Below are 20,132 nucleotides of genomic sequence, written 5' to 3' on the forward strand. Positions count from 1 at the left end.
GGATATGGGGCGGTCAGGCGGAGACGGCCTGTTCCTGCGCGGCGAGGCGCTTTTTCACATAGGGCGCGAGTCCTCCCGTGGCGATAAGTTCCTGGAGAAAGGGAGGAAAGGGCGCGACGGCATAGGTTTCGTTGCGGGTGAGGTTGGTGATGACCCCGGCAACTCCGTCCACGGAGAGACGGTCTCCGGGCTGAATCTTCGCGCTCGCCTCGGGGGAGATGAAGATGGGAAGCCCCACGTTGATGGCGTTGCGGAAGAAGATTCTCGCGAAGGAGGCGGCGATGATGCACGATACCTTCGCCCCCTTCACCGCCAGGGGCGCGTGCTCGCGGCTGGAGCCGCAGCCGAAGTTCTCGCCCCCGACGATGATGTCTCCCCCGGAGATCTTGGAGACGAACGCGGGGTCCGCGTCCTCCATGCAATGCTTACCCAGCTCCGCCGCATCGCTGGTGACGAGATAGCGGGCGGGAATGATCACGTCCGTGTCAATGTCGTCCCCGAACTTCCAGGCATTTCCCTCAAGGCGGGTTTCCCGGGGAGATGCCTGGTTGCTCCGGTTCTCGGTCTCTGCCATGAAGAAGGTCTCCTCTCAGACCTGGTCGTCCTGCCAAGGGTCTCGGTACGGTTCTCCGAAGGGGCCGCAGAAAAGTCCTCCCAGATAGTCGGTCTTCTCCGGCGCACTCCGCACGTCCTGCTTCTCCCGGGTGAAGAGCGGAGATCCGTTCTCGAAGGAGAAGGCAAAATGGGAGTAGGTCTGGGGAAACTCCATGCGTTCCTTTCTTTCCGATTCCTTGCGTGTCATCTTCTCCACCTCATTTCGTTTGTTTGTGCCGCTCTATTGCTCTGTTGCACAAAAATGAAGCCTCTAATGAAGCCTCTTCCGGCTCAAAGGCCCTTCCAAAAATCCCCGGAGACGAGTTCCCGGGGATCGGTGATGTGGCCCGTCACAGCGGTGGCCGCCGCCACGAGGGGGCCCGCAAGATAGACTTCGCTCTGAGGATGCCCCATGCGTCCCACGAAGTTCCTGTTGCTCGTCGCAAGACAACGTTCTCCCGCGGCGAGAATGCCCATGTGTCCGCCCAGACAGGGGCCGCAGGTAGGGGTGCTCACGGCGGCACCCGCCTCGATGAAGATGTCCAGATAGCCCCGCTTCATGCATTCCGCGAAGACTTCGTAGGAGGCGGGGATGACGATGCACCGTACCGAATCGGCGACGCGCCGTCCCTTGAGCAGTTTCGCCGCGAGCTCCATGTCCCGAAGCCTTCCGTTGGTGCAGGAGCCGAGAAAGACCTGTTCCACCTTGGTCCCGGAGAGCTCCGCCGCACGCCGCATGTTCCCCGGAGAGCTGGGGGCCGCCACGAGTGGTTCCAGAGCTGCTACGTCGATCTCGATGCGCTGGGCGTAGGACGCATCCTCGTCGGGGTAGATCGCCTCGAAGGAGCGCCTGCCCCGGGCTTTTGCGTAGGCGAGAACCGCCTCGTCGGGAACGAAGATCCCCGCCTTGGCGCCGCCTTCCACGGCCATGTTGGCCACGGTGAAGCGGTCGTCCAGGGGAAGATCCTTCACGGCGGTGCCGCCGAACTCCAGGGCGGCGTAGCGTGCTCCCTGAACACCTATGCGCCCCAGAAGAGCGAGAATGAAATCCTTGCCGGTGATCCAGGGCGCACGCGTTCCCTCGAAATCCACCCGGATGGTGGGGGGCACGAGGAACCAGGTCTCTCCCAGCGCCCAGGCGGCGGCCAGGTCGGTGGAACCCATGCCCGTGGCGAAGGCCCCGAGGGTGCCGCCGCTGCAGGTATGGCTGTCCGCGCCCACAACGATGTCGCCGGGAAGAAGAAGCCCCTGCTCGGGAAGGAAGGCATGTTCCACGCCCACCCGTCCCACTTCCCAGTAAAGCATGCCCATCTCACGGGCGAAGTCCCGGGCCTCCTTGGCCTGCTGGGCCGCCGCGATGTCCTTGTTGGGCGTGAAGTGATCGGGCAGAATGGCGCACCGGTCCGGATCGAAGACCTTGCGGGCGCCCATCTCCCGGAATGCGCGCATTGCGGGAGGAGCGGTGATGTCGTTGGCGAAGGCGAAGTCCACCCGGACGGAACAGATGTCCCCCTCCTTGGCGGAATCAGCCGTGTGCGCCGCCAGAATCGCGCTAGGCAGCGTTCGAGGCATGCAGTGTCACTCCCTTTGCGGCGGCGAGTTGATAGAGGCGGTTCACGGCGTTCACGTAGGCCTTGATGCTCGCCTCGATGACGTCCGTGCTGGCGCCGCGTCCCCTCGCCACGAGCTTGTCCGTTTTGAGGACGATGTCCGCTTCTCCCACCGCGTCGGACTTTTCGCTCACGGCGGTGATCTTGTAGCTCACGAGTTCGGGCTTGAAGCCAACGATGCGCATCATCGCCGCGTAGGAGGCGTTCACGGGACCGTTCCCCGTCGCGGCGTCGCTTCGCTCCTCCGTGCCATCGTGGAGGGTTACCGAAGCAGTGGCTCTTCCCTTTCCGGCGAGGTTGACGCTGAAGTCCTTGAGGACGAAACGCCGGCTCGGCACAACGGCGAGGATGTCGTCCACCACGAGGGCCTCCAGATCTCCGTCGGTGACCATCTCCTTTTTATCGGAGAGTTCCTTGAAGAGAGAAAAGGCCTCTCCCACCTGGGTTTCCGTGAGGTTGTACCCCAGATCTTCCAGGCGTTTCCGGAAGGCGTGTTTTCCCGAGTGTTTTCCCAGCACGAGCTGGCTTCCCGGAGCTCCCACGTCCTCGGGAGTCATGATCTCGTAGGTGGCCTTGTTGCAGAGCACGCCGTGCTGGTGGATTCCCGCCTCGTGGGCGAAGGCGTTGCCGCCGACGATGGCCTTGTTCGGCGGAACCTGCACGCCCGTGAGGCGCGACACGAGACGGCTCGCGCCGTAGAGGCGCTTGGTGTCCAGCCGGGTCTCCACGCCGAAACGGTCCTTCCGCGTCCGCAGGGCCATGACGATCTCCTCCAGGGAGGCGTTCCCCGCCCGCTCTCCGATACCGTTCACGGTGCACTCAACCTGCCTGGCCCCGGAGGCCACGGCCTCGAGGGAGTTCGCCACCGCGAGCCCAAGGTCGTTGTGGCAGTGCACGGACCAGATCACGTCGGGTCCCGCGTTCACCCGGGTGATGATCTCCCGGACGAAGGCGCCGAATTCCTTGGAGACCGCGTAGCCCACCGTGTCGGGAATGTTGATGGTGGTCGCCCCTTCGGCGATGGCGATTTTGAAGACCTCCACGAGAAAGTCGATGTCCGAGCGGCTCGCGTCCTCCGCGGAGAATTCCACGTCCGGAACGAGAGACCGGGCGACGGCGACGGCGCGCTTGACTTCTTCGAGGACCTTTTCACGGGTCATCTTCAGCTTGTACTGGAGATGGATGTCGCTGGTGGCGATGAACGTGTGGATCCGGGGACGAGCGGCGGGACGAACCGCTTCCGCGCAGGCCTGGAGATCCTCCGTCCTCGTTCTGGCGAGCCCGGCGATGACAGGGCCGGAAATCTGCTCGGCGATGCTCCGGACGGCCTCGAAATCCCCCGGCGATGCGGCGGGAAATCCCGCCTCGATGACGTTCACCTGGAGGCGGGCGAGCTGGTGGGCGATCTGGAGTTTTTCCGCGCAGTTCAGGTTGATTCCCGCGGACTGTTCGCCGTCCCGCAACGTGGTGTCGAAAATGCGTACGAAATCCTCGCTCATCTTCTCTCAGACTCCTTCCCTGCCAAGGCCCTTCTCCGCTCCGGCGCCTCCCGAAAGCGGAGAAGGAACGCTGTTCCTCAATCCTCCGGAGCCGATTTGGCCTCCATCCAGGGCATCATCTTGCGCAGTTCCGCGCCGACCTTCTCGATGGAATGATTCTTCTCCCGCTCCATCCACTTCTTCATGACCGGACGGCCGGACTGGTTTTCGAGGATCCAGTCCCTGGCGAATTCGCCGCTTTGCACCCGGCGGAGGAGTTCCTTCATGTTCTCCCGTACGTGCGCATCCACCACCTTGGGACCGGCGACGCAATCGCCGTACTTGGCGGTGTCGCTCACGGAATAGCGCATCCAGCCCAGGCCGCCCTCGAACATCATGTCCACGATGAGCTTCAGCTCGTTGAGGCACTCGAAATAGGCGATCTCGGGCTGGTATCCCGCGTCGACGAGCGTGTCGAATCCGGCCTTCACCAGCTCCGTCACGCCGCCGCAGAGAACGGCCTGTTCGCCGAAGAGGTCCGTCTCGGTCTCCTCCGCGAAGGTGGTCTCGATGATGCCCGCCCGGCCGCAGCCGATGCCGGAACCGTAGGCGAGGGCCACATCCTTCGCCTTGCCGGAGGCATCCTGGTAGATGGCCAGGAGGCCGGGAACGCCCTTTTTCTCTACATACATGCGGCGGACCAGATGGCCCGGTCCCTTGGGGGCGATCATGAAGACGTCCGTGTCCTTCGGGGGCTCCACCTGGTTGAAATGAATGGTGAACCCATGGGCAAAGGCGAGAGTGGCACCCTTCTTCAGGTTGGGGCGCACGTCCTCCCGATAGACCTTCGCCTGGACGTGGTCGGGCATGAGGAACATGACGATGTCTCCCTTGGCGACGGCCTTTGCCACGGAGAGTACCTCGAAGCCGTCCTTTTCGGCGGTTTTTTTCGAACGGCTGCCCTCGTGAAGACCGATGAGCACCGACACACCACTGTCGCGGAGATTCTGGGCATGGGCATGACCCTGACTGCCGTATCCGAGGATGACCACGGTCTTGCCCTTGAGTACCTTCATCTGTGCGTCCTTGTCGTAGTACACGTTTGCCACGTTTCTTCCTCCTTCAGCTTTTTCCTCGATCCGATTCGGGATCTCTCCGAAAAAAGCGCGAAATGCGCCCCGGAAAGAATGCCTTGTCCTGTCTTCGTCCGATGTTGCAGCCCTTTGAACGCGTCTTTTCCGAGACGTTCTTCCCGGGTTGATGCCGGGGTCTTTTCTCCTCCCTTCCTCGGTCGTTTCAGAGATCGCGCCGGGGAGCACATCTGCTCTCCCCGGCGCGGATTCATGCGAATGAAGGTTCGGGATGTCGCAGGGATTCCGTCTTCGTCTCGCGGACGGGAATCTCCTGCCGGGACGTGCGGGAATCGGCGGCGAATCCGGCGCGTTCCATGGCGACGGCGCCGCTGGAGGCCACTTCCAGGATGCCGAAGGGGCGAACCGCCTCGACGAAGGCATCCATTTTCCCCTGATCGCCCGTGAGCTCCAGGATCACCGCATCCTCCCCCATGTCCACCACGCGACAACGGAAGACCTCCGCGGTCTGGAGGACGTGGGGACGGACATCCATGGGAGCGTGGACCTTCACGAGCATCATCCACCGCTCCACGAAGGGATTTCTGTTCAGGCTGCGGACCTCCACGGTCTCCACGAGCTTTTCCAGCTGCTTCACGATCTGGTCCGCGGGCACGTCGTCCCCGCCTACGACCAGAGTGAACCGGGAAAGTCCAGGTTGATGCGTGCGCCCCACGCTTAGGCTGTTCACGTTGTACCCTCTCCGGGACACGAGCCCGGAAAGCCGCGAGAGAACTCCGGGATGATCCTCCGTCAGAACGCTGATGGTGGTGTGTTTGTGCCGCATGCCCTTCCCTCCTCACTCGGATGGTGGTGCACTGTCAATGCTTCCCCGCCGCCCTTCGCGGCGCTCGGACTCTCCGCAGTCGTGTCTCGAACTTTTCTTTGCTACGGTAATTGCGTAAGGCAAAACATATGAAAAAAGGGCCGGGACCCGTCTTGCGGGTCCCGGCCCTGGTAGCCCTTCGGTCGGTTACATGCGACCGAGCGCTCCGGGAGGGGACCCGCAGCGAAGAATAAGGACTACAAGCAGAATAAGGGCCAGAGAAGAGCGAATCACTGTTGCGGCCTGTGTCTCGTGCACGAGTCATCCCTCCTTTTTGTGAGCTTCGGTCATCGTTCGGCTGGGCCGTTCGAGTTGTTGGACATTCTAGGCTCCTTTGTGTTCTGTGTCAACCCTCTTTTTCAAAAGTGTCATCTTTTGTTGCGGAAGGAGCAAAAATTCCGTTCTTCCGGGAACTTTCAAAAAGAACAGGCATAGGCTTTTCGTGCAGATATTGCAAGGCCTGAGGCACCCTTCTCCTCCGGCCTTGCTCGCCTGGAGGCGAGGGAAAGGAACGGAATTTTTGTCCGCGTGTTCGCGGAATCTTTCGCGGCATCCCGCGAAATCCCTGCCGCATCGCACAATCCCGGTGAAAAAAACACCTTCGGGAACCTTGCGCTCCGAAAACAGGCGGTGCGAGGTATGTCGGAGCGGGCTGCTCTCTTCTCTCTTCAGCGCCCCAGGTAGGCCGCACGTACCTCGTCCATGGCGGCCAGGTCCGACGCCTTGCCGCTGAGGACAATGCGCCCCGTCTCAAGGACATAGCCCCGGTCGGCGATGGCGAGGGCCATGTTGGCGTTCTGCTCCACCAGGAGAATGGTCATGCCGGACTTGCGGACTTCCACGATGGTCCGGAAGACCTCCTCGACGAGGATCGGCGCGAGTCCCATGGAGGGTTCGTCGAGAATCATGAGCGTTCCCCGTCCCATGAGGGCTCTGCCCACGGCGAGCATCTGCTGCTCGCCTCCGGAAAGAGTACCCGCCTCCTGATGCCGCCGTTCCTTGAGACGGGAAAAGAGCGAGAAGACTCTCTCCATGTCCTCGGCGATGGCGGCGGTGTCCTTGCGGATGTAGGAACCCAGAAGCAGGTTGTCCTCCACGGTGAGATTGGGAAAGACGAGGCGTCCCTCCGGAACGTGGGTGATGCCGGCGCTGACGATGTCGTGAGGAGGAACGCCCACGAGGTTTCGCCCCTGGTAGAGGATCTCCCCCGTTTTGGCCGGAACGAGGCCTGAGATGGCCCGGAGGATGCTCGTCTTGCCCGCGCCGTTGGCGCCCACGAGCGTGACGATCTCCCCCTTTTCCACGGAGAAGGAGACGCCCTTCACGGCCTCGATGGCGCCATAGGCGACGCGGAGGTCCTTCACGTCGAGCATCATGCCACCTTCCCCCCTTTGCCGAGATAGGCTTCGATGACCTTCGGGTCGTTCTTGATGTCCTCGGGTTGTCCCTCGGCGATGGTGACGCCGAAGTTCAGGACGGAAATGCGGTTGCAGATCTCCATGACGAGCTGCATGTGGTGCTCGATGAGGAGGATCGTCACCTGAAACTCTTTTCTGATCCAGGTGATGGAGTCCGCCAGGGTGTCCACCTCCTGGGGATTCATCCCCGCTGCGGGCTCGTCCAGAAGAAGGAGCTTCGGCGAAGTGGCCAGGGCACGGGCGATTTCGAGCCGCCGCTGGATGCCGTAGGGCAGGTTCGTGGCCAGCGTGTCGGCGAAGGGAAGCAGGTTGAGTTTCTCCAGGAGGACGAGGCACTCCTCCTCCACCTGGCGTTCCGTCTCCGCCACGCTTCGAGAGCGCAGGAAGGCGGGAACGAGCCCGTAGGTGATCCGGGGATGCCGGGCGATCTTGATGTTGTCCAGGGCGGACAGATTCTTGAAGAGGCGGATGTTCTGGAACGTTCTGGCGATGCCCCGGATCGTGTAGTCGTGGGTGGGTTTCCCCACCAGACTTTCACCGCGGAAGAGGATTTCTCCTTCCGTGGGCGCGTAGATACCCGTGAGCATGTTGAAGACCGTGGTCTTCCCCGCTCCATTGGGTCCGATGAGCCCCGCCAGCTCTCCCTCCGGAAGGGAGAGCGTGAAGTTCGTCACCGCCTTCAGACCGCCGAAGGCGATGCTCAGGTTACGCACGTCGAGAATCGGCCGGGATGTGTCCTGTGGAGTCGTCATGGCTCACTGCCCCCCTTCGTAGCCTTCGGGACGCCGGATCTTCGGGACAAGGAAAGGAAGCTCCTTGCCGCCGTAAATGCCCTGCGGCCTGAAGAGCATCAGGAAGACCAGGGCGATGCCGTAGATGACGAGGCGCCATCCCGAGAGGAAGCGCAGCATTTCGGGAAGAATCGTCAGCAGTGTCGCTCCCATGATGGAGCCCGTCATGCTTCCCGCGCCACCCGCATAGAGGTAGACGAGAAAATCGATGGACTTGAGGTAGTTGAACTGGTCGGGATGGAGATAGCCCAGCAGATGCGCCAGGAGCCCTCCGGCCACACCGGCGATGGCGGAACCGATGGTGAAGGCCATGACCTTGTACTTGGTGGTGTTCACGCCCATGGTGCCCGCGGCGAGTTCGTCCTCGCGGCAGGCGATGCAGGCTCTTCCGAAGGCGGAGTAGATGTAGTTCCGCAGAATCCAGACGGTGGCGCCGAAGAAGAGCACGATCCAGAGGAGGTTGCTGTACCGGGGAATCCCCGAGAAGCCCCGCGGCCCGCCCACCTGGGGAATGAGCCGGATGAGGGAACGGATGATCTCCCCGAAGGCCAGGGTCACGATGGCCAGATAGTCTCCCTTGAGGCGCAGGGAGGGCTTGCCGATGAGGTAGCCGAAGATTCCCGCCACGATGCCCCCGATGAGGACGGAGACGAGAAAGACCAGGGGGCGGAGGGCCGGAACGAGCACCGACGAGGGAAGAAGCAGGGTCGTCACCGCCGCGGAGGTGTACCCCCCCACGGCCACGAACCCCGCCTGGCCTATGGAGAACTGCCCCGTGAAGCCGTTGATGAGGTTCAATCCCAGGGTGACCATGCAGTTGATCATGGCGAACATAAGAATCTGCACGTAGTAGGAGGTCAGAATCCCCGCCTTGCGCAGTGCCATGACGAGGAGGTAGAAGGCGGCGAGCCCGAGAATCGGGAGATATTTTCGTAGGGTGTCCATCGCGTTTGCCTCCTACACCTTTTCGATCTTGACCTTGCCGAGCAGCCCCGCGGGGCGGAAGAGAAGAATGAGGATGAGGATCACGAATCCCGATCCGTATCCCAGCTCAGAATAGAGGGCTGTGGCCACGACCTCGCAGATGCCCATGATCAGCCCGCCCAGCATCGCCCCGGGAACGGAGCCGATGCCCCCCAGGACCGCCGCGATGAAGGCTTTGGTGCCGAGCCAGATGCCCATGAGAACGTCGATCATGGGATAGGTCATGGAGTACAGGACGCCTCCCGCTCCGGCCAGGGCCGCGCCGAGGAAGAAGGTCACGGCGATGATGCGGTTCACGTTGATACCCATGAGTGATGCCGCGTCTTTATTGAAGGAAACGGCTCGCATCGCCCGTCCGACTTTGGTGCGGTGCACGATGTAGGTGAGTGCCACCATGAGGGCGACGGAGACGAGAATGTTCACGATCTGGATGGAGTTCAGCACCGCTCCCGTGGGAAGAGTGAAGTTCTTGAAGGGGATGAGCATGGGAAACGGCCGGTAGTTGGGACCGATGAAGGGCAGCATGCGGGGAAAATTCTCGAGAAAGATGGACACGCCGATGGCGGTGATGAGAGCCGAAAGGCGCGGCTTGTTCCGCAGCGGCCGGTAGGCGAGGCGCTCGATGGCCACGCTCAGGCAGGCGGGGATGAGCATGGCCAGGAAGATGGCCAGGGGGAAATTCGCCCCCAGGAGTTCCGCGGCGAAGTAAGCCACGAAGGCCCCGATCATGACCAGGTCGCCGTGGGCGAAATTGATCAGGTTGATGATGCCGTAGACCATGGTGTAGCCCAGCGCGATGAGGGCGTAGATGACGCCCAACTGCACGCCGTAGATGAGAAGCTGAAGTGTTTCTCGCACGTTGACCCTCTCCCTGCAGCGATTCGTCTCCGAAAGAGGGCGGCATCGCCGCCCTCTTTCGGGGTCCGGAGGATGGCGCTACGGATTGATGGTGGTAACGTAGGTGGTGTTGCCGCCGATGAACTGCATGATCACCGCCGCTTTCTGGGGATTGCGGTTCTCGTCGAACTTGATCTTCCCCGAGGGGAGATCGATGTCGATGGCGGCGATGGCGTCCCGCAGGGCGGGACCTTCCACCTTGCCCGCGTCCTTCAGTCCCTTGAGGACGATGGCCGTGGCCTCGTAGGCGAGGACTGCGTTGGAATTGGGCACCGTGCCGTAGTTCTCCTTGTACTTCTCGACGAAGGCCTGCACTTCCGGGCGCTGTGCCTCGTGGGAGAAGGCGGCGGTGAAGGCCGCGCCCTCCTCGGCTCCCGCGGCGATCTTCGGAAGGTCCGGGCTGTCCCAGCCGTCGCCGCCCACGAAGGGAACGGTGATGCCCGCCTTGCGGGCCTGGTTCATCTGGAGTCCTGTCTCGAAGAACGCGTTGGGCAGGTAGAGCACTTCCGCGTCGCTGGCCTTGATGTTGTTGAGCTGGGCGTTGAAATCCCGGATGTCCGAGCCGCCGTAGGCCTCGAGTGCGACGACCTTGCCGCCCATGGCCTCGAAGCTCTGCTTGAAGAACTCCGTGAGCCCCTTGGAGAAGTCATTGCCGTTGTTGTAGAGGATAGCGGCCTTCGTTGCCTTGAGGTTCTCCATGACATACTTGGCCATGACACTTCCCTGGAAGGGGTCGATGAAGCAGGCCCGGAAGATGTAGTCCCCCACCTGGGTGACCTTGGGGTTCGTGGCGAAGGTAGTCACCACGGGAACTTCCGCAGCCTGGGCGATGGGGCCCCCCGCGAGAGAGGTGGAGGAGGCGTCGGGACCGACGATGGCCACCACCTCGTCCTGGTCGATGAGCTTCCGAAAGGCGTTGGCGGTGATGTCGGGCTTGTTCTCGTTGTCCTCGAAGATCACCTTCACCTCGTACTTCTTGCCGCCGACCTCGAGCCCGTCGGGGGCGAATTCCTTTACGGCCAGTTCGACGCCGTTCTTGATGTATTGGCCGCCGATGGCATTCTGCCCGGTGATGGGAGCCACCACGCCGATCTTGATCTGATCGGCGGCGAAGGCCATGCCGCCGAAAAGCGTGACCACTAGCAGTGCGCACAGGGACAGGAGCAGATTTCTCTTCATGATTCTCCGTTTCCTCCCTTCAGAATTGGCACATCTTCCGTGTTGCGCGCCGGAGCGCTGCGTCGCATTCGGTTCCGTCTCGCCGCGGCTTCTTCCGTCATGTCTCACCTCCAGCCCGAGAAAAGAATGGGTTCCGGGAAATGGCAGTGTTTTCCGTGACGCGAGGCGCGTCGTTTCATGCGAGAGACGTCAGAAACGCTCTCATGCGCTCCAGCGCCGTTTCGATGGTCGTCTCCGAGGCGGCGAAGGAGAGGCGCAAGAACCCCTCTCCGGCGGCGCCGAAGGCGTTTCCGGGGACCGTGACCACTCCGGCCTTCTCCAGCAGCAGCCGGGCCATCTCCTCGGAGCTTTTGCCGAAGGCGGAGATGTCGGGGAAGGCGTAGAAGGCCCCTTCGGGCATGTGACAACGCACGCCCGGAATGGAACGGAGCCCTTCCACGAGAAGATCCCGCCGTCTCTGGTAGCCGAGGCGCATCTTCTCCACCGCATCCTGGGGGCCGTCGAGAGCGGCGAGGCAAGCTACCTGGGCGGCGGCATTGACGCAGGAGGAGAAATTCTCCTGCAGCCGCGCCATGGAGGCGATGATCTCCTCCGGGCCGTGCACGAAGCCGACTCGCCACCCTGTCATGGCGTAGGTCTTGGAGAAGCTGTTCACCGTAAGAACCCGGTCGGCCATGCCGGGAAGAGAGGCAAGGCTCACGTGAACGCGCCCGTCGTAGAGAAGGTGTTCGTAGGGTTCATCGGAGATGACCGCAAGGTCGTGACGACGGATCACCTCGGCGATGTCCGACAGTTCCTCCCGGCGAAGCACCGCTCCCGTTGGATTGGAGGGTGAGTTGAGAAGAAGCGCCTTCGTGCGGGGAGTAATGGCCTCTTCAAGGGATTTCGCCCTCATGTGGAAGGCGTCCTCGGCGTAGGTGCGCACGGGGACCGCCACCCCGCCCGCGAGGTGGACCTGGCCGAGATAGTTCGGCCAGCAGGGATCGGGGATGAGCAGCTCGTCCCCGGGATCGAGCAGGGAGGAGATGCAGAGCATGAGTGTCTCGCAGGCGCCCGTCGCCACCAGGATGTTGCGCTCCGTTCCCGGAATGGCGTTTTCCGCGGCGAGCTTTGCCGCCAGAGCCTTGCGGAGTTCCGCAATACCCGCGTTGGGGGTGTATTTCGTCGCTCCCTCGCGGAGGGCCCGGACGGCCCGCTCCACAATGTGCTCCGGTGTGGCGTAGTTCGGCTCTCCCACGCCGAGATTGGCCGCGTCGGGATAGTTTGCGGCGAGAGCGAACATGGTGCGGATTCCCGAAGGGGGGTTCGTGCGGGATCGATTGCTCAGATGCATGGCACTCGCTCCTTTCCTCTTTGTGTCAGCGCTGGACTCTGCCGCTGGCATCCCCGCCCACGAGAGTGAGCACGTCCGAAACGGAGATGCGGTTGAAGTCGCCGGGGATGGTGTGCTTCAGGGCCGAGGCGCCCACGGCGAATTCCAGCGCCTCCCGGGGGCCGGCGAGCCTGCGGAGGCCGTAGATCAGTCCGGAGCCGAAGGAATCGCCGCCGCCGATGCGATCCACGATGTCGTTGATGGCGTATTTCCGGCTCACGAAGAAATTGTCCCGGTCGGCGAGAATGCCCGACCAGTTGTTGCTGTCCGCGCTGAGGCTCTCCCGGAGGGAGACGGCGAGGATACGGAGGTTCGGATAGGCCGCGAGCACCTCCTTCGCGAGCTTTCGGTAACTCTCCGCCTCGAGTTCGCCCGCCGTGACGTCCACGTCGACCTCGATGCCCAGAGTCTTCTGGCAGTCCTCCTCGTTGCCGATGAGGACCGAGACGAAGCGGACGATCTCGGGCATGACCTCCGAGGGTTTTTTCCCCCATTTCCAGAGTTTCTTGCGGTAGTTCAGATCGCAGGAGACGGTGATGTTCTTCCTGCGGCACGCCTCCAGCGCCTCAAGAGTCGCCAGGGCGGTTCCCTCGGAGATGGCGGGGGTGATTCCCGTCACGTGGAACCATTCGGTCCCCTCCAGAATGACGTCCCAGTCAAACTCGCCGGGCATGCTCTCCGCGATGGCGGAATGGTTCCTGTCGTAGAGCACCACCGAGGGGCGGGCGCAGGCACCGGTCTGGGTGTAGTAGATGCCCATCCGTTCTCCCGAGCGCCGGATGAAGGATGTGTTTACCCCGAAGCCCCGGAGTTCCCGGATGGCCGCGTCGCCGATGGGGTTCGGAGGCAGGGCCGTCACGAAGGCCACGTCCTCGCCGTAGTTGGCGAGGGAGACCGCCGCGTTGGCCTCGGCCCCGCCGAAGGTGGCCACGAAGCCCGGCGTCTGGAGGAACATTTCGTGGTGCGGTGGGGAAAGACGGAGCATGAGTTCTCCGAAAGTGACGATTTTCGACATCGCTCCAAACCTCCTCTAGCGGTTTTTTCGAATCCGGGCGATTTCCGCCACGACACGGGCCGCCGCGTCGCGGACGGCCTGCGGATCGTTCTCGCCCCCGCCCGCCTTGGTGAGGGAGCTTCCCATGCCCACGGCAAAGGCGCCTGCCTTGAACCAGGTTTCCAGGTTCTCCTCCGACACGCCTCCCGTGGGCATCATGCGGGCGTGGGGCAGCGGGCCGTGGACGGCCTTCACGAACTCGGGGCCAAGGCATTCGCCGGGAAAGACCTTCACCACGTCCACACCGAGTTCCATGGCCCGGACGAGTTCCGTCACGCTTCCCACGCCGGGCATGTAGGGAACCCCGTAGCGGTTGCAGCAGAACGCCACCTCTTCGGAGAGGTTGGGGGAGATGATGTACCGGGCTCCCGCGAGAATGCACGCCCGGGCCGTCGGGGCGTCGAGGACCGTCCCCGCGCCGAGGATAAGCGAGGAGCCCCGGTGGTGCCCGGCGAGAAAGGCCATGAGTTCCAGCGCTCCCGGAACGGTCATGGCGACTTCGATGGCGGGAATGCCGCCTTCGTAGACGGCATTGGCCACTCCGAGCCCCTTTTCCTTGTCGCTGGCCCGAATGACTGCCACGACTCCCTTTTCATGGATCGCGTCGAGGATCTGGTACTTGGCGATGGGCAACATGCGAAATCCCTCCGAGTGAAATGTGACGTGATGGTCTTCACGGATACGATGGCGGAACGCCGTCGTATCCCAACAGTTTCGAAATCGTCCTGGCCGCTTCGAGGACCTTTTCTCCCAGGGGGCGAAGCTGATCGTCAACGAAGCGATAGGCCGGCGCGGAGATGCTCAACGCTCCAACGGGGTAGCCCTTGGTGTTCAGGATGGCCGCTCCCACGCAACGGATCCCCTCCTCGTTCTCCTGGTTTTCCTCCGCCCATCCTCGTTCCCGAACGGTGCGGAGCATGGCGAGAAGTTCCTTTTGGTTCGTGAGGGTCCGTTCCGTACGGGAGACGAGGGGAACGGAGCGGAGATAGAGATCCAGCTCGGCCTGGGGAAGGCTCGCCAGAATGGCCCTTCCCGCGGCGGTGCAGTACATGGCGAGGGTCGCGCCGATGCGGGAGCGCATGCCCACGGGATGGGAGGATTCGAGCTTGTCCAGATAGAAGGTCTCTCCGTTCTGAAACCGGGAGAGATGGATCGTCTCCCCCACTTCCTGGAGGAGGTTCTTCAGGACGGGTTTTGCCAGGGTGACCAGATCGGTCTGACGCCGATAGGTCTCGGCCCACAAAAGCGGCGCCGATCCCATCCGGTAGCGGCCGTTCTCCGTGCGGAGCACCACCCGGTGCGCTTCGAGGGTGACGAGGATGCGGTGCACCGTCGCCTTTGAAAGGGCCACGGTGGAGGCGATCTCCGTGACGCCCGCGTCCTCGCGGAAGTCCACCAGAGCGTTGAGAACGGCCAGGGCGCGGTCGAGAACCCTGATGTTCGAGGAGTCCGCAGCGCCGGTCATGCCCTGTTTCCGCGCATGATCCGCAGCGCGGTGCGGCAGGCGTCTCCGAAGATCAGGCCGTCCACGCTCCAGGCGATGTAGAGAAAGCCTTCATCGAGGCGACGAAGCGCTTCCTCGGGGGAGGTGACGAAGATCCCCGTGGGTTTTCCCGCGTTGCGGGCCACGGAGAGGACTTGGGCGATGGCGCTTTTCATGTCCGGATGGTCGATCTGTCCGGGAATGCCCAGGGACTGGGAGAGGTCGTAGGGGCCTACGAAGAGCACGTCCACGCCCTCCACGGCGGCGATCTCCGGAAGCGCCTTCAGGCCGAGCACGTTTTCGCAGTGGGTCACGATGAGGGTCTCCCGGTTGGCTTCCTCGAAGGCGCGGTCCAAGGGGATGAGGCCGTAGGAGGAGGATCGGGGAAGCGCCACGCCCCTGTTGCCGAGGGGAAAATACTTGGCTCCCCGAACGATGCGCGCCGCCTGTTCGGCGCTGTTCACCTGGGGGAGCTGGATCCCCTGGGCTCCCACGTCGAGGGTTTTGAGAATCCAGGTGTCGCTCGTCTCGGGAATGCGCACCACCGGCGTGGCTCCCCGCAGTTCTGCCCCCCGCAGGAGATTCTGGAGGGACTCCGGATCCATCGGGCCGTGTTCCGCGTCGATGATGACGAAATCGAATCCGGCGATGCCCGCGATCTCCACAAGATCCGGAGAGTTCAGCGTGATGAAGGTTCCCATGACGGGTTTTCCCGCGGCGAGCATTTCCTTGATCCTGTTCTTCATGATCGTTCCCGCCTCCTCTTTGTTGTGCCTCGGGCACGTCAACGTGGCTTGCGTGAAGATTCTTCGTTTCATTCAGCGAGACAGCATCTTGCTCTATAGAACACAGTATAAGCGACGACGAACGGCTTGTCGAGATTTTTAAAACAATGTTTCGTATAGTGGAACAACAGGGCCGATCGTCTCCTCCACCACGGCACGGTGTTGACCATCCGGGGAGAGATCTTTCGGTTGCGGAAAAAACGCCGGATGAGGTGGGTCATTCATCCTCGCCTACGGGTCAATTTCTGAGATCGCTTGACACAGACGCATGCGGTTTTTTCAGCGGGAAAATCAAGCCGCTTCGGTTGTGTCATGCTCCGGACGGTGGCTCGGCGCCCAACCTCCCTGACGCAGAGACCTTTTCACGGTTTTCCTGCCGATGCCGAGTTCTTCCACTATGCGACGGCTTCCAAAACCTTTTTGATGCAGATGAAGAATCTCCGAGACGTCTTCCGGCTTTTGCATGCCCCTTCGGTCGATCCGTCGGAAGCGTACTCCCCTTACGCACCATGACCCTCCTCTCCGGGGGCAGTTTTACATGTCGTTACCGGATCAGTTTATTCTGTCGCGTAGCACGCGACGCGGGACAGACAGGGAGAAGTGAGTTCCGATATGAACCGGAAAGGTGTTCAATGATCCATCTTGACAGAAGTGGAGATCCTCGTGTAAGAAAAGACAATCGTGATGTATCCACTTATGGATCCAAAAAACGGAGTGTTCCGGATGGAAGGATGGGTTCGTGACAGGGCCACGGTCGCGAACGTCTCGAGCCATCCAGGAGGAGAAGGAGAAAACATGCCGAGAGGACGTGTCGAATCGAAGGCCCGGGACGAGATCTTTCGTCTCATCGTGGAACGCGAACTCGCCCCGGGAACGAGAATCACCGAAGTGTTCCTTGCGGAGAAGCTGGGCATCAGCCGCACCCCCGTTCGCATCGCTCTTCGGGAGCTCATCGCCGAAGGGTTGCTGGAGCGGGACAGCACCAGAGGGTGCATCATTCCTCCGCTGGAGTCGGAGGACATGCGCCACGTCTTCTCCCTTCGGGAGAAGCTGGAGGGAATGGCTGCGGTGCAGGCTGCGGAGCATGCTTCCCCCGAGGACGTGGAGAGCCTGGAGCGGATCCTCGAGGAAGGAGCGGAGGACTACACGGGGTGGCGCAGAGAGGCCTTCGCCAGACACAACGAGGAATTTCACCGGCGCATCGCTCGCATGAGCGGCAATGCCTATCTGGAGAAATACATCGGTGAATGTTTCTGGCGGTCCCAGATCTACGTGTTTTTCTTCGATACCTTTTTCCTCTTCGGTGCCGAAAAGGGAACCCTGGAGGCCACGCCCTACTATGGAACGTCCTTTACGGAACACGGGGAAATTCTCGCGGCCATCCGGGAACGTCGCTGCGAGGATGCGGGGCTGGCCATGGAACGGCATGTGAGGGCTTCGTACACGTTGCTGATCAAAAAACCGTGAGCGCAAAGGGGAGAGTGGCGTGCGCGCCACGTCCGCCCTTTGCGCTTTTCTGGGACAAAGAAGGGGCGAAGGGCGCATGCGGAACGGACGGTGCGCGTTGTCGCTCCTTGCCGCGAGACCGGACGGGACTGGCCCGCGGCGCTCGACGGCACGGTGGAACAGCATGATGCCATTGCGGGAACGGATGTTGCGGAGATGGACAGCGGAAACTCCTGGGGGAGACGTTGCCATGAACGAGAAAGGAAGGTTTTCATGAGCGAGCGGGAACATCTTGACTTCGACGATTACGGTGAGAAGTGGTTCAGCGACGACGCTTCCTTCGAGGAGGACCTGAAGCACGTCTGGGGACGCCGCTGGAGCGTTTCCTCCGAGGTGGGCAAGCTCCGGGCGGTGCTTCTGCGGCGGCCCGGCAAAGAGATCGAGAACATGACCGATCCCGCGGCCTGGCGCTGGGGTGCCGTCATGGACTCGGAAAGGGCGCGGGCGCAGCACGACGCTTTCGCCGAGATCTACCGCAAGGCCGGCGCGGAGGTCTTCTACGTGGAGGAGCAGCGGGAGGACCGTCCCAACGCGCTCTTCATGCGGGACAACGTCCTCGGCACCCCCGAGGGGGCCATTCTCTGCCGCCAGGCCACCCGCTTCCGCCGGGGTGAGGAGCGGGCCGTGGCGGCGGCTCTGGGACGCATCGGCTGCCCCATCGTGCGCACTGTCTCCGGCCGGGGCGTCTTCGAGGGCGCCTGCGGCATGTGGGTGGACCGGCAGACCATCATCCTCGGCACGGGAGTGCGCTCCAACGAGGAGGGAGTCCGCCAGGTCGAGGAGACCCTCCGGTACATGGGTGTCACGGACATCCTCCGCTTCCAGATTCCCTGGGGACACGCCCATCTGGACGGGCTGATGAACATGGTGGACCGGAAGAAGGCCCTGATCTTCCCGTGGCAGACCCCCTACGACGTGATCAAGCCCCTCGTGGATCGGGGCTTCTCCATCATCGAGGCCCCCTCCATCGAAGAGGTGAAGCGGGGCGCGGCGGTGAACCTGGTGGCCCTCGAACCCGGCGTGGTGGTCCTTCCCTCGGGCAATCCCGAGACGCGGAAGGCTCTGGAGAAGGGCGGCGTGGAGGTCATCGAGACAGACGTGACGGAAATTCTCAAGGGGTACGGCTCCCTGCACTGCATGTCCGCCTTCCTGGACCGGGACGAGATCTGAGGTAGCGGGACGGCGCCGGAGGGCTTCCGGAACGATGGAGGCTCTTCCGGGCCACGGAAGGATGGAACGTGGGCTCGAATGGGCAGAGGGGGTTTTTCCGGGCAGCGACGAGAGGAATGAACGGAGATGGAGCGGATTGAGTGTATTGTCACCGCACCGCACGTGTTCACCATGGCCGGGGAGGGCGTGGGATACCGGCCCGATACGGCTCTCGCGGTGGACGGGGGGCGCATCCTCAAGGTAGCGCCCAGAGAAGAAATTTTCGCCCGCTATACGGCCCGCCGCATTCTGGACGGGCGGAATCACGCGCTGTTTCCGGGCTTCCTCGACGTGCACATGCACATGTCCGCCTGCCTCCTCCGGGGAATGGCCCAGGACGTGGGCAACTGGATGATGCACGGTTTCTTTCCCTTTGCCCTGCACCTCGACGGAGAGACACTCCGGGCTGGCACGCGGCTCGCCGTGCTGGAGGCGCTTCGGGCCGGAACGACCACCTTCGGCGAATACGGCATGGAGGCGGATTTCATGGCGTCCCTAGCGGAGGAGGCGGGTTTCCGAGCCCAGGTGACGGTGCATTTTCGGGAGACCGAGGACCGCGTCTACGCACCGGAGGAACTCTACGTCTTCGATCCGGAAAAGGGGCGGAAGGGGGTGGAGCGCTGCCGCGGTGTCTTCGAGCGATGGCACCGCCGCGGAAACGGACGAATCACGGTTCTCTTCGGCCCTCAGGCGCCCGACGCGGTAAGCCTGGAATCGCTGCGGCGGGTCCGGGAACTGGCTTTGGAGTGCGGAACGAAGGTGCATCTCCATCTCGCTCAGGGAGACCGGGAGACGAAACAGATGCTGTGGCGTTACGGCAAAAGGCCCATTCCCTGGCTTTTGGAGATGGGCTTCGCGGACGAACATCTTCTGGCGGTGCACCTCACGGACGCCACGGAGGAAGAGGCCCGCCTTGTGGCGGAAACGGGGGCCTCGCTGGCGCTCTGTTCCGGCTCCATCGGCATTATCGACGGCGTGGTGCCCCCCGCCAGGGTGTTTCAGGACGCGGGAGGATGGGTCGGCCTGGGGAGCGACCAGGCTCCGGGGAACAACTGTCACAACATGCTGAACGAAATGAAGCTCACCGCCCTCTTCAACAAGATCCGCTACGCAGATCCGGAGGTCATGCCGGCCTGGAAGGTGCTGCGCATGGCCACCATCGAGGGTGCCCGTGCCGTGGGACTCGGGGCGGAGGTGGGCTCTCTGGAAGAAGGAAAGAGGGCCGATTTCTTTCTGCTGGACCTGAGAAAGCCCACCATGCTTCCCGTGCATGAGGATCCTCTGCGGAATATCGTTCCCAATCTGGTGTACAGCGCCCGGGGAGACGAGATCTCCCTCGTGGCCGTGGACGGAAACGTGCTCTACGAGGAGGGGCGTTTTCACACCCTCGACGAGGAGCGGATTGTCGACGAGGCGATTCGCCTCGCACGTCCCCTCGGCGCCAAGGGAGCCGCTCTGTTCCGCGAACTCCGTGGCCCCAATGCGCGCTCCATGGAGGAGGGAAAGCTCTAGGCATCCGGTTCACGTTGCCGGGGAACTCGCTTTCCCCAGGGAAGCGGCGTTCCTCTCCGGCAACGTCACCGGGTTCGCTCACCTCGGCGGGGAGAATGTATGCCCATGACATTTCGCCTTATCTGTTCGATCTGCTCTCGTTTCTTTTCTTTCGAGGCAGATCTCTCCCCGTCCCGCCTGCGGTGTTCCACCGATCTCGACGCGGTGCTCAGGTTTCGGGGAGGTACGCTCTTCGGGTGGAAGGGATACGAAAAAAAGCCGTTCCGGGGGATCGCAGCGGACCTCCGGAACGGCTTTCTTCGCT

19 protein-coding genes are annotated in these 20,132 nt (G+C 62.6%); 3 read left to right on the forward strand and 16 right to left on the reverse strand.

What is annotated here, in order from left to right:
* Positions 1 to 13: 13 nt before the first annotated feature.
* From K349_RS0103105 to K349_RS0103195, 16 genes are all read right to left on the reverse strand, one after another.
* On the reverse strand, positions 14 to 574 hold the full coding sequence (locus tag K349_RS0103105) for a 3-isopropylmalate dehydratase small subunit (RefSeq protein WP_026368409.1): 561 nt from the start codon (positions 572 to 574) through the stop codon (positions 14 to 16).
* A 15-nt stretch (positions 575 to 589) separates the two neighbouring features.
* Entirely contained in the window at positions 590 to 802 is a 213-nt protein-coding gene (locus tag K349_RS0103110) for a hypothetical protein (protein ID WP_026368410.1), read from the reverse strand.
* 83 nt (positions 803 to 885) lie between these two features.
* On the reverse strand, positions 886 to 2,166 hold the full coding sequence (locus K349_RS0103115; protein WP_026368411.1) for a 3-isopropylmalate dehydratase large subunit: 1,281 nt from the start codon (positions 2,164 to 2,166) through the stop codon (positions 886 to 888).
* Positions 2,147 to 3,703 carry a 2-isopropylmalate synthase gene (locus K349_RS0103120; RefSeq protein WP_026368412.1) on the reverse strand — a complete coding sequence of 519 codons (1,557 nt, stop codon included), beginning with the start codon at positions 3,701 to 3,703 and terminating at the stop codon, positions 2,147 to 2,149. The genes K349_RS0103115 and K349_RS0103120 overlap by 20 nt, the downstream gene beginning before the upstream one ends.
* A 77-nt stretch (positions 3,704 to 3,780) precedes the next feature.
* On the reverse strand, positions 3,781 to 4,791 hold the full coding sequence (gene ilvC, locus K349_RS0103125) for a ketol-acid reductoisomerase (protein WP_026368413.1): 1,011 nt from the start codon (positions 4,789 to 4,791) through the stop codon (positions 3,781 to 3,783).
* Positions 4,792 to 5,023: 232 nt separating this feature from the next.
* A complete protein-coding gene (gene ilvN, locus K349_RS0103130; RefSeq protein WP_026368414.1) occupies positions 5,024 to 5,599 on the reverse strand; it encodes an acetolactate synthase small subunit in 576 nt (191 codons plus the stop codon).
* Between the two features lie 707 nt (positions 5,600 to 6,306).
* Positions 6,307 to 7,014: an ABC transporter ATP-binding protein gene (locus K349_RS0103145; protein ID WP_476726741.1), complete on the reverse strand. Its 708-nt coding sequence runs from the start codon at positions 7,012 to 7,014 to the stop codon at positions 6,307 to 6,309.
* Complete coding sequence (locus K349_RS0103150; protein ID WP_051464181.1) at positions 7,011 to 7,808, reverse strand: ABC transporter ATP-binding protein; 798 nt, start codon at positions 7,806 to 7,808, stop codon at positions 7,011 to 7,013. Before K349_RS0103150 ends, K349_RS0103145 begins: the two co-directional genes overlap by 4 nt.
* A 3-nt stretch (positions 7,809 to 7,811) precedes the next feature.
* Positions 7,812 to 8,792, reverse strand: a complete 981-nt coding sequence (locus K349_RS0103155; RefSeq protein ID WP_026368417.1) for a branched-chain amino acid ABC transporter permease — start codon at positions 8,790 to 8,792, stop codon at positions 7,812 to 7,814.
* Positions 8,793 to 8,804: 12 nt separating this feature from the next.
* Entirely contained in the window at positions 8,805 to 9,689 is an 885-nt protein-coding gene (locus tag K349_RS0103160) for a branched-chain amino acid ABC transporter permease (protein WP_026368418.1), read from the reverse strand.
* 78 nt (positions 9,690 to 9,767) lie between these two features.
* On the reverse strand, positions 9,768 to 10,907 hold the full coding sequence (locus tag K349_RS0103165; protein ID WP_026368419.1) for an ABC transporter substrate-binding protein: 1,140 nt from the start codon (positions 10,905 to 10,907) through the stop codon (positions 9,768 to 9,770).
* A 175-nt stretch (positions 10,908 to 11,082) separates the two neighbouring features.
* On the reverse strand, positions 11,083 to 12,240 hold the full coding sequence (locus tag K349_RS0103175; RefSeq protein WP_026368420.1) for a pyridoxal phosphate-dependent aminotransferase: 1,158 nt from the start codon (positions 12,238 to 12,240) through the stop codon (positions 11,083 to 11,085).
* Positions 12,241 to 12,265: 25 nt separating this feature from the next.
* Positions 12,266 to 13,294: a sugar kinase gene (locus K349_RS0103180; protein ID WP_026368421.1), complete on the reverse strand. Its 1,029-nt coding sequence runs from the start codon at positions 13,292 to 13,294 to the stop codon at positions 12,266 to 12,268.
* A 15-nt stretch (positions 13,295 to 13,309) separates the two neighbouring features.
* On the reverse strand, positions 13,310 to 13,969 hold the full coding sequence (locus K349_RS0103185; RefSeq protein ID WP_051464182.1) for a bifunctional 2-keto-4-hydroxyglutarate aldolase/2-keto-3-deoxy-6-phosphogluconate aldolase: 660 nt from the start codon (positions 13,967 to 13,969) through the stop codon (positions 13,310 to 13,312).
* Between the two features lie 37 nt (positions 13,970 to 14,006).
* Positions 14,007 to 14,798: an IclR family transcriptional regulator gene (locus K349_RS0103190; protein WP_026368423.1), complete on the reverse strand. Its 792-nt coding sequence runs from the start codon at positions 14,796 to 14,798 to the stop codon at positions 14,007 to 14,009.
* Entirely contained in the window at positions 14,795 to 15,562 is a 768-nt protein-coding gene (locus tag K349_RS0103195) for an HpcH/HpaI aldolase family protein (protein ID WP_026368424.1), read from the reverse strand. Before K349_RS0103195 ends, K349_RS0103190 begins: the two co-directional genes overlap by 4 nt.
* An 834-nt stretch (positions 15,563 to 16,396) precedes the next feature.
* Between K349_RS0103195 and K349_RS0103205 the strand changes: the two genes are divergently transcribed.
* From K349_RS0103205 to K349_RS0103215, 3 genes are all read left to right on the forward strand, one after another.
* A complete protein-coding gene (locus K349_RS0103205; protein WP_026368426.1) occupies positions 16,397 to 17,068 on the forward strand; it encodes a GntR family transcriptional regulator in 672 nt (223 codons plus the stop codon).
* A 252-nt stretch (positions 17,069 to 17,320) separates the two neighbouring features.
* Positions 17,321 to 18,277 carry a dimethylarginine dimethylaminohydrolase family protein gene (locus K349_RS0103210; RefSeq protein WP_034264640.1) on the forward strand — a complete coding sequence of 319 codons (957 nt, stop codon included), beginning with the start codon at positions 17,321 to 17,323 and terminating at the stop codon, positions 18,275 to 18,277.
* A 126-nt stretch (positions 18,278 to 18,403) separates the two neighbouring features.
* Positions 18,404 to 19,828, forward strand: coding sequence for an amidohydrolase family protein (locus K349_RS0103215; protein ID WP_026368428.1), 1,425 nt, complete (start codon positions 18,404 to 18,406; stop codon positions 19,826 to 19,828).
* Positions 19,829 to 20,132 lie beyond the last annotated feature (304 nt).

Source organism: Aminiphilus circumscriptus DSM 16581, from assembly GCF_000526375.1.
Taxonomy (GTDB): domain Bacteria; phylum Synergistota; class Synergistia; order Synergistales; family Aminiphilaceae; genus Aminiphilus; species Aminiphilus circumscriptus.

Bases quoted from the DNA above. Each gene is read 5' to 3' on its own strand.
- K349_RS0103105 (WP_026368409.1), bottom strand. From the start codon at position 574: ATGGCAGAGACCGAGAACCGGAGCAACCAGGCATCTCCCCGGGAAACC.
- K349_RS0103110 (WP_026368410.1), bottom strand. From the start codon at position 802: ATGACACGCAAGGAATCGGAAAGAAAGGAACGCATGGAGTTTCCCCAG.
- K349_RS0103115 (WP_026368411.1), bottom strand. From the start codon at position 2,166: ATGCCTCGAACGCTGCCTAGCGCGATTCTGGCGGCGCACACGGCTGAT.
- K349_RS0103120 (WP_026368412.1), bottom strand. From the start codon at position 3,703: ATGAGCGAGGATTTCGTACGCATTTTCGACACCACGTTGCGGGACGGC.
- ilvN (WP_026368414.1), bottom strand. From the start codon at position 5,599: ATGCGGCACAAACACACCACCATCAGCGTTCTGACGGAGGATCATCCC.
- K349_RS0103145 (WP_476726741.1), bottom strand. From the start codon at position 7,014: ATGATGCTCGACGTGAAGGACCTCCGCGTCGCCTATGGCGCCATCGAG.
- K349_RS0103150 (WP_051464181.1), bottom strand. From the start codon at position 7,808: ATGACGACTCCACAGGACACATCCCGGCCGATTCTCGACGTGCGTAAC.
- K349_RS0103155 (WP_026368417.1), bottom strand. From the start codon at position 8,792: ATGGACACCCTACGAAAATATCTCCCGATTCTCGGGCTCGCCGCCTTC.
- K349_RS0103165 (WP_026368419.1), bottom strand. From the start codon at position 10,907: ATGAAGAGAAATCTGCTCCTGTCCCTGTGCGCACTGCTAGTGGTCACG.
- K349_RS0103175 (WP_026368420.1), bottom strand. From the start codon at position 12,240: ATGCATCTGAGCAATCGATCCCGCACGAACCCCCCTTCGGGAATCCGC.
- K349_RS0103180 (WP_026368421.1), bottom strand. From the start codon at position 13,294: ATGTCGAAAATCGTCACTTTCGGAGAACTCATGCTCCGTCTTTCCCCA.
- K349_RS0103185 (WP_051464182.1), bottom strand. From the start codon at position 13,969: ATGTTGCCCATCGCCAAGTACCAGATCCTCGACGCGATCCATGAAAAG.
- K349_RS0103190 (WP_026368423.1), bottom strand. From the start codon at position 14,798: ATGACCGGCGCTGCGGACTCCTCGAACATCAGGGTTCTCGACCGCGCC.
- K349_RS0103195 (WP_026368424.1), bottom strand. From the start codon at position 15,562: ATGAAGAACAGGATCAAGGAAATGCTCGCCGCGGGAAAACCCGTCATG.
- K349_RS0103205 (WP_026368426.1), top strand. From the start codon at position 16,397: ATGCCGAGAGGACGTGTCGAATCGAAGGCCCGGGACGAGATCTTTCGT.
- K349_RS0103210 (WP_034264640.1), top strand. From the start codon at position 17,321: ATGAGCGAGCGGGAACATCTTGACTTCGACGATTACGGTGAGAAGTGG.
- K349_RS0103215 (WP_026368428.1), top strand. From the start codon at position 18,404: ATGGAGCGGATTGAGTGTATTGTCACCGCACCGCACGTGTTCACCATG.